Annotated in this window: 5 protein-coding genes; all 5 read right to left on the bottom strand. The window is 40.3% G+C overall.

Annotated elements, in window-relative coordinates; all coding sequences use genetic code 11:
- Positions 1–192: 192 nt before the first annotated feature.
- The 5 genes from QZ334_RS04935 to QZ334_RS04915 all read right to left on the bottom strand — a co-directional run bounded on the left by QZ334_RS04935 (position 193) and on the right by QZ334_RS04915 (position 9,787).
- Positions 193–2,988 (bottom strand): S-layer homology domain-containing protein, encoded by a 2,796-nt coding sequence (locus QZ334_RS04935; RefSeq protein ID WP_295232422.1) that lies wholly within the window; start codon positions 2,986–2,988, stop codon positions 193–195.
- Positions 2,989–3,510: 522 nt separating this feature from the next.
- The gene (locus QZ334_RS04930) at positions 3,511–4,554 is read right to left on the bottom strand and encodes an inverse autotransporter beta domain-containing protein (RefSeq protein WP_295232419.1); all 1,044 of its coding nucleotides are present in this window, start codon (positions 4,552–4,554) and stop codon (positions 3,511–3,513) included.
- Between the two features lie 225 nt (positions 4,555–4,779).
- Positions 4,780–6,159 carry a YadA-like family protein gene (locus QZ334_RS04925; protein WP_295232417.1) on the bottom strand — a complete coding sequence of 460 codons (1,380 nt, stop codon included), beginning with the start codon at positions 6,157–6,159 and terminating at the stop codon, positions 4,780–4,782.
- 260 nt (positions 6,160–6,419) lie between these two features.
- Entirely contained in the window at positions 6,420–6,989 is a 570-nt protein-coding gene (locus QZ334_RS04920; RefSeq protein ID WP_295221011.1) for a hypothetical protein, read from the bottom strand.
- A gap of 359 nt (positions 6,990–7,348) precedes the next feature.
- Positions 7,349–9,787 (bottom strand): autotransporter outer membrane beta-barrel domain-containing protein, encoded by a 2,439-nt coding sequence (locus QZ334_RS04915; protein WP_295232415.1) that lies wholly within the window; start codon positions 9,785–9,787, stop codon positions 7,349–7,351.
- Positions 9,788–9,924 lie beyond the last annotated feature (137 nt).

The raw sequence follows: 9,924 nt of genomic DNA, 5'->3' as shown, positions 1-9,924 counted from the left end.
GATATAGATTGATATATTGATTGATATATTGATTCATATTTATATCTGCACATAGTAAAAGCGTAACTGATAAGAGTGCCGTCTCATCAGTTACGCTTTTTATATTCACTACTATGCGACCTCGGGGTGGAGTTGAGGTATGCATAGTCGCTACTTATTAAGTTGTGTGAACACTATAAACTAATAGTATCCTTATTTTTTATTAACACGAACGCGTTCGATTGTTGGTTCACCTTTAGCATTTTTAGCTACAGTATCAACACGGAACAAAGCCATTTCAGGGCTGAATTCTGTTACAAGGCGATCATTAACTGTTACGCCGTCTTGAATGGCACGGTATACGATTTGAGCAAATTCATAACGTGTTAACATGCGGTCACCACCGAATGTGCCATCTGGATAGCCTTCTACTAAACCACGGCGAGATAAATCGCTTACAGCTTCATATGCCCAATGGTTTGTAGGGATATCTGGGAACAATGTTGTGTGATCGGCTTTCATCTTAGTACCAGCAACACCATTCAACAATGTAGTCAATTTTTGAATTTGAGCATTTTGTTCAGCTACTGTTTTCTTAAGAGCTAATACTTCTTTACCAATTGCTACACGAGAACGAGATACATTGCTATGAGCGCCTACTTTCACAGATAAACCAGCATTGAATACTGTTTCATCACTGCCAACAGTAGAACCTACGCTAAGTTGTACGTCTTCGTTAGGACGGTAGAAAGCGCCGATAGCTGCTGCATCACCACTGCGATAATGGCCATAGCCTGCAGCAAAGTCCCATTTAGCATCTGGATCGAAATCAAGTGGATGCAATGCTGCTAACGCTGCTGCACCTGCTACGGATTTATTGACACGTTTATCCATCTTGGATAAGTCGCCTTTGATATTTTTGATATCATTTGTATTTTTGTTGATATTTGTTGTGTTATTTGTAATTTGGTCAGCAATATCATCAGCAAGAGATACTTTGTAATCGTGAGTATTACCATTTACAGTTGGTGTTACCTTAATGTGGTCACCAGCTGTTACAGTTGTAACACTAGTAGATGCTGCGATTTGATCTTGTACGTGTTTAAGTTGAGATACGTTAACTGCATCAGTATCTGCTACACCAGCTTTCACATTGTTAATAATTTGGTCGCCTGCGCTGATACCAGTTGTAGTGTAGTAAACTGTTTTGTCCCCTTCACTTGCGTACATACCGTATTTATCGAATTTTGCTTGTTCTAAGGTATCTGTGTTTTCGATTTGGATACCTTTAGGTGTAACACCGATATTTTCGCTACCGTTAAAGAAGCGAGCACTGTCTTTATCGATACGAGCACGAACGTCGTCAGTTGCTTTGCCGAAGTTAGCAGAGCTCATTTCTACTAAGTCTTTATTAACAGCTACTTTGTATTCCGCACCGCCATTAGCATTAGTGCCAGATGTAACAGTTGTATTATCGCCTGCTACTACAGTAGTATGTTTTTTAGCATCTGCCTCAACAGTAGAGATTTTAGTTTCTACCTTTTTAAGTTGTGCTACGTTTACCGCATCAGTATCATTTGTACCAGCTGCAACAGATGTAATTTGACGTGTTACATCATTAGCTACGTCGCCAACGGATACAGCAGATGCTGTGGCTTTCCATGTGGAGCTTGTATCAGTAGATGCCGCTTTTGTGCTGATATCATAACCAGCTGCACCAGCTGCTACAGTCGCTTTGGATTTACTACCAAGAGCTACACCGCCTTCAGCAGATACTTCAGTGTTATGACCAATAGCCACTGCATCATTTACAGTTGTAGTAGTTTCTGCATCGCTAGAGCCAATAATAACAGAGTTATTAGCACCTGTTACATTGCGGTTGTCACCAACGATAACTGTATTATTAGCATCGGATACAGTGTTCTTAGAACCAATAGCAGTCAAATGCTGTACATTAGATGCAGTATTACCTACACCCATAACAAGGTTGTCTGCACTTTTAGCACCATTAGTACCTGTTACAGTATTGTTAATACCAATCATTGATGTACGCAATGTGTAGTCAGCCTTGTTGCCACCACCGAGGGCCATTGTGGCGCCACCGCCATTAGCATCTCTTACAGCAGTGCGTAATTTTTCAGCTAATTCTTTAGCGGAATTACCGCCATCATCTGGTGTACCAGAAAGATATGTAACAGAGTTTGTTATTTCGTTGCCAGCACCCATAATAAGAGAGCCATTAGAATTGAACGTTCTATTTGCTGTACCGACAATGCTATTAGCAACACCAGAGTAAGTACTGTTTGCGGTTTTAGATTCAATGCTGTTTAAAGAACCATTAATAGTAGCACCTAGATTTTTTGCCGGATTAGAAAAACGACCTCCAGTATATCCACTAGAGATAATATTATAGGTACCTGTATTTGTGGCAAATGCACCATTTGTAAAGCTATTGGCACCTACTGTAGTGGCATAAGCATTCAATGCATACGTACGAGTAGTCGCTGTATCTACTGTAGTATCGCCAAGGTCACCTTTGTAGTTATGGGAACCAATCATAGTGCTACCAGTACGAGCAAATGTATTGTCCCCAATAGCTACGCTACCTACTACCTTTGTTGGATCCGCAGGCATTCTTGCAGAAGAGAAGAGATTACCACTATATGTTGTTTGACCTAAGGCAAAGCTAGCCTCTACACCGCCGGCCATATTTTCAATCTTTGCATTTTTACCAATAGCAATACTACCACCTTGGCTAGCATAGTTATTAATATTAGCATCCTTACCGACTACGATATCCCCTGTAGCAGCACTAGCACCACTGGAATAACCAATCTTAGCATTATTACCAATCGCTACGTTTTCTACTTTTGGTGCATTACTGCCTGTACCATAAGCAACGCCATTGCCTGCGCCCGTTGCCATATCGGCTGCACTCGCTACAACACATAAACTAGATAATAGCACACCGTTGATTAACAAAGTTAATAAACGTTTCCGTTTGTTCATAGTTTAGAACCTCCATTTACAAACTACAAAACCTATCATACTCTCTTTGCATTAAAATTCACTTTTTATTCATGAGTCTTATATGAATATTGTAGCACTTATACGAATTTTGTAAACAGTAATTTATATATCTATTAAGAGAATATAAAAAGGATAGTTAATCGATGAGGATTAACTATCCTTTTTTTGGTAAGAGGAAGGCGAACCCCTTACCGGTGCCGTATGATATAGGTTTGTTATTAAGAGAGAGATTTTGAAGTAAACACAACACAAAGATTATCAAATAGTTGGAGAGTAACTAAGATGAACGGGCGATCACACGGCATCAAATAATAAGATAATGGCTTTTATAAAAAGCCATTATCTTAAAGAACAATTGATATGAACACTAACGTTTCCCTTACCTAGAGTATATCACTTATATAGGAACAATAGTAGGTTATTTTTCATTTAATTTTCATTAAAATAAAATGAATGCAGGAAATGGCATGACCATTCAATTTGTCTATTCAGTTATCAAAATTATTGTTCAACAAAAACCGTATTAGTTCGTCTTACGATGTTGAGCATTTTATCGCGAACCGTTGCAGATTGTTCTAAACGATGCTTGCCACCATACCAAGCCATCGGAGCTCCCGCTAAACGGAACGTAATTTTACCATATGCACCGCCAGAGCTATGTTCCGGTTTATTGTATCCCATATCTACAGATACACGCGGCGTAAGTTGCAGCTCAGATCCTATGCGCAAACCATTCTTATCAGCTTGTCGATCCTGGTTCCAGTGATAGCCTTCAACATAGACTCTAGCCCAACGCGCATTTTTAAAGGTTTTACCATATTCTAAGGTATAACCATTAGAGACTCGCTCTAAGGTATGCAGGTTCGCATCCAAAACACGTTCATCGGAAGCAGAACCATACCAGTTAAAACGAAACTCGCTTTCACCAGACATATATTCAAGACCAGCACTGAGTCGATCGTGACGATTTAAGAAGCGGTGGTCATAGAATAAATGAGCCCCATAGAGACGACGGTCGTCCTTGGAAATACGACGGTACCCAACACCTACGTTAAGGGTAGTACCCGTATCAGAGGCACGAGAAATACGCTGCTGCGTAAACCACACATCACGAGAGGTATTATCGTAATGACCTAGAGGCTGAATAGTCTCCGCAGAATACAGCGGCTTCCATCCTTCTTGGAACTGAAAGCTCAGCGTAGTGCGTCGCATCCACGGCTTACCTTTGGCACCATACATAGCATTAGATACATTGGACATAGCCACCGCATTAATGGCGCGGTTCACTGCATCCACATTGCTATACTGCACGGTCTTAGTATCTTGCCGATCCATGATGAGCGGCCCACCTTGGCCAATCACATGGTCTGGTGTAGCAGCAGGCGTAATGTGAAAGCCCTCTGATGCGGCCTTCATGCGCTCTGTTTGAGCATTAGTTTTTGCAGACACTACGCCCTTATCATTATGTACTTGTTGTTTTTCTGCCTCAGCTGTACCCACACAACACAATAGGGCGCTCAAGGCGATACACACAATACGTTTCATTACTCTCTACATTTAAAATTCATGAACAACAAATGAAATATATACTAGTGTATCGAATAATGTTTATGTATGTCAAGATAAGAGGTCACTAGAAACGTATTATATTACTATTATATGTATATAAAAAGAGGTAATAACCATGTTATTACCTCTTTCATATCCTTTATCAATATTAAAGCTTATTCTATATTACTACACTGAATATTAAATATTTGATATTAGATTCTATTTTTCATTAAGTTTTTGCACAAGCATATCTACTGTTTCTTGTAGTTTTTTGTTTTGTGCTTCTAATGTATCTACCCGTTGTTCCAATGCGTTATAGGATGCAGGGGAAATCTTAGGCAATGTTTTATTTTCACCGAATTTATAGGATACGCCTACATTAGTCATCAAATCACCACTTACAGTTGTACCTGCTGTAAGCAGTAGGTTTTCTTTCGGATAGTAACCTACGCCAAGAGCCAATGCATTTTCGCCCTTGTAGTGACCATAGCCACCCATAACTTGAACCTTGTGGTCAGGATCAAATTGTAGTGGATGTAATGCAGCTAGTGCTGCGGCACGAGCATCACCGCGGTTGGATTCTTTTTCCACGTGGCGTACATCGCGGTGTAATACATCAATTTGTTGGTTTGTACCATATAACTGGGAGCCGTTAACCGCATCTGTAGAATCCGCTGTAATACGACCTGCTGCAACATGAGTGATAGTGCGCTCTTGACCTGCTGCACCAACAGATACAGTAGACACAGGAGCAGTACCGGCGAAGCTTTCAGTAACACCATTATTGTAGGTATAACTAGGAGTGCTCACTACATCACTACTTTCAGCAGTAGAATTATTACCTAATACAACTGCATTGTCTAGAGATGTTTTCACATTATTACCCACTACGAATGTATTATTAGCACTCACTTGGTTCTTGTTACCAACACTGTAGGAATTATCCCCCTTAACAGTGTCCACATTATATGTACCTACACCAAAGGCGCCGGATTGGTTACCTTCAATCTTGTTGTAAGCACCAATAGCAGAGTTCTTATCGCCTTTAAAGATAACGCCATGGCCCATACCATAGTTAAAATCACCATTTACAGTAGAGTTAGAACCGATTAATACGGTATTGTTAGCCTTACTACCGGCAGCTTGAGAGGCACCGAGCCATACGTTTTTATTACCTTGAGAGTAAGAACCTGTAAAGTAACCGATAGCAATGGTATCGGAAATGGTTGAATTATAACCTGCGGCAAAGTTACCTAAGAAGTTATAATCACCTTTACCGCCTACAAATGTCTTAGAGCTAAGCGCTACGTTACCACCACCTTGAGAACCATTCAAGGCAAGACGACCGATGGCAATATTATTACCCTTTGCATTTGGATCCCCTACATGGGCATAGGGATCGCTATTAGCCGCCCCAGTTTGACCGCCAAGATGTACATTATCTGAGTTAGTGAAAGATGACCAGCCTTGTAAACCAATGTTATAAGTGGCACCACCACTAGAAACAACAGGAATATCTGCAGCTTGAACCAAGCTTGCCGAAGATATAGTCAAAACTCCGAGTACTGCTAATAATTGTAGTTTCTTTGCGTGATTCATAATCATACGCCTCCCTTGTTACACTACAAAACACTTCTCCTTCATACTTTCCTCATAATTCTACAAGTAGATTATACTGCCATCGAAAAAATATGTAAATAACATAAATAATAATTCATAAAGAATAAATCAGATAATATAATTAATGAATAAACAAACCCCCATGGAATTTGTTCCTACGAGGGCATTTGTTTTGAAAACAAAAGAGGTAACGGCCTATGCCGTTACCTCTTTCATAGATATATAGTTGTATATACCGATTAGCGGATACGTTTAACGCGGTTATTACCGTCACGCATAGCTTCTTTCAAGCTGTAGATTACCATTTCGTTCATGTAGAAACGCAATTCATCATTAGACATGTTAGCTGTATTCTTTTCAAGAATTGCCAAAATTTGGTTTTCATATTCAGCTTTGTTCATGTCAGACACAGTTGTGTGGTTTGTGAAAAATTCTTTGTAATCTAAGTACAAGCGATCTAATGCTACGCGAGCATAGCTATCTTTTTTATAGCGATGGCTTGTAATGTACCAGTCACGACGAACATTCATGTAGTACAACACGTTATTAGTATAACGTTGTTGACCAGACATTACGCGATTGTCGTCTTGGATTAAAGCATTGCTCATACCCAATTGGAATGCTGCAAATTCAGATACTACAGCTTTTACCTCTTCGCTAGGTACAGCAAGAGAGATTTCTTGTTGTTCTGCAGTCAAAGGAGCTGCAGGTTGTTCAGGCATCATCAAAGGATCTTGTGCCGCATGTACTTGGCCAGCAACACATACAGAAGCAATTGCCATAACTGGTAATAATTTAATTAGTTTCATAAGTCTCCTCTCTCGAAGTGCCCTCCCCAGAGCTACTTCATTTATCATGTAATAGATATTATCTCTTGAGGAACTTTTATCCCCATAGAGACCCCCATACTAAGCATGGTAAATTTATTAATACAGTGTGCTTCAATCAATAATGATTCTAGTAGCTTACATTTTCATTAGTATACACGATATATCGTATTTCGTCTATATAGTTTTTCATTAAGGTTAGAAGAAAAATGCATAGGTGGCTATATAGTTAGTTCTATACTCCATACAATAAAAGCCTCCTAATAATAAAGTCATGACTCTATTATTAGGAGGCTATATATGTTAGCTATTGTACAAAAGATTATTTAATAAATCTACACTTAGAACTTATGTGTGAAACCTGCGTTTACGCCCCAGTCTGCTTTGTAGTCACCAGACAAACCTGTGGCAACGTCAGCAAATACGCTATTGTTGCTATTGAAGCCATAACGGCCGCCGAAAGCAAGTTCAGTCCAAGTACCTTTAAGGTCTTGCTCTGTTAATTTCGCAACACTGCCACTAGCAAATGCGGTTTTTACATTGCCTGTGAAAGCATGACCTGCTGCAAAACGTGTATAAAGGTTACCATTGCCAAATTGTTTACCCAATTCAAGGCCGATTTTACCAGAAGTGCTGTTTACACTAGATTGGTTAACAAATACATTACCTACATTGAAGTTACGGCCACCGAAGTGTGTAAAGTTCAATTGTGCTTGTGGTTCTACATAGAAACCATTAGCATATTTCAATGTTTTACCATAACGAACACCGATGCTATACGCATTGGATTTTGTATCGCCAGACATAGCTTCACCAATTTCATTTCGAGCTGTGAAGTCATTAGATACGCGACCAACTTGAGTTTCTACATGTACATATTGATCTTTGCCAAGGTCTTTCAAACCATAAGCACCTACGGAGAAGGATTTCACCTTGCCGGAACCATCGAATACATAGTCTTCAGAACCGCGAAGGTAAGATACTTGACCACCTACAGTCCAACCACGGCTGATTTTAGCATCATAACCGCCTTGGATGCGTGTATAATCTGTAGCTGTGTCGATACCGCTGCCAGAGTAGCTGTATTTACCGCCACCGATGCGAGCCCAAATACCAGTTGGTTCACCTTGTTGCAATACACGAGGACGATACATATCGTCAGCTAATGTACGCCAAGCGTTGATATTTCCTACTACAGCGGAACGAATACCACGCATATGAGGTGTATCATAAGCACCGCGAATAACAGGATTAGGATTTACTGGTTTAGGTGCTGGTGTTACAGGTGTAACCGGTTTAGGGTCTGGAGTTACTGGTGTAACTGGTTTAGGATCCGGAGTCACAGGCGTAACTGGTTTTGGATCTGGAGTTACAGGCATAACTGGTTTTGGGTCTGGAGTTACAGGCGTAACTGGTTTAGGATCCGGAGTTACAGGTGTAACTGGTTTAGGATCCGGAGTTACAGGCGTAACCGGTTTAGGATCCGGAGTCACTGGTGTAACTGGTTTTGGATCTGGAGTCACTGGTGTAACCGGTTTTGGATCTGGAGTTACAGGTGTAACTGGTTTAGGATCTGGAGTTACAGGTGTAACTGGTTTAGGATCTGGAGTCGGTGTAGGTTTTGGTTCTGGCACCACATAGGAGCCTTGGCCATTACCATCTTTCCAAGTAATATCCCCTTCTTTTTGATCTGTAGTCAACGCTTTTTTATAGCTAGACACGATACCTTTAGAAGCGATGGATACTGTACCAGAAAGGTTTCTTTCACCCTTTACATAGTTTTCATAATAGAATTTGTGGGCCAAGTTATCTAAAATCTTGTTTACATTACTTTCAGAGGAAGTATCAAGATGATCACCTGTTACATAGCCATGCACACCAGAGCCAGTCGCAGCGGATTTCACGATGAAGTTACCACCCTCGATATCAGCCGGATCAAGACCATTTTTCTTGGAGCCTTGTTTAGCGAAGTTCAAGCCCGTGCTATCACTCATGTCATAAATAACATTGATATGGCCGTCCAATTTATTTACATGAATGTCGCTGCGAGAATCTTGCGCAATACGGCTGAAACCTTCACGCGTACGAGTGCCTGTGAGGTTATTAATACTACTGCGTTCCGTTTTACCATCAATTTTGAAAGATTCCAAGCCACCCATGTAATCATGGCTCCACATGCCACCATCAAAGGTCATGTTGATTTCGCCGCCCTTATCCTCTAAGGTATTCACAGCTTTGCCAGAAAATTGGTTAGGGCTATTATGCGCACGGCCTAGGCCGATATTGATCACAGATGGTTGCTGTTCTTGATACGGAGGCATCATTTTATCAGATACCAGCACATCACCTTGCATATTAAACACTTTGTGTTTTACAGTACCCGCATCATCAATGCCGAGATTAATTTTACTATTATATGCAAACGCTACTGGATATGGAGACTTCCATGGTGCAGTAGTCACGTCCATAATCCCGCCATCTACTTGGATGGAACTGTTATTTAGCATGCCTGTAATGAAAGCTGGTTGACGATAGCGTTTAGGCAATTGAGATGCATCAGGAGTGTCCAAAGAGCCAATTGTAACTTGACCACCATCAGATGCGACTACACCATTCGCAGTCGTATCACCTGTACTTTCAAATTTACTATCTGCAGTAGTTGCAAAAATACGTCCATCAGAATTAAGACCTGCTGCAGCCCATGTGCTAGGCATAGCCATCGTAGATGACAATAAAGTCATCATAACAGCAGACAATAAAATCTTATTACTACCTTTCATCCTCTTATACCTCAATCAATATTTCACTTACAATACAATCACATTTGTGAAAGCTCCTTCATACTTGAATATATATCTATGAGTTGATTTATTAGTCTTTTTTATGATAAAAGATAGATATATACCTGTCTCTTATA

The sequence above is a fragment of the Veillonella sp. genome (assembly GCF_019414865.1).
In the GTDB taxonomy this organism is placed as follows: Bacteria; Bacillota; Negativicutes; order Veillonellales; family Veillonellaceae; genus Veillonella.
Note: the sequence above shows the minus strand (reverse complement) of the source record. Positions and strands in the feature narration are given on the sequence as shown.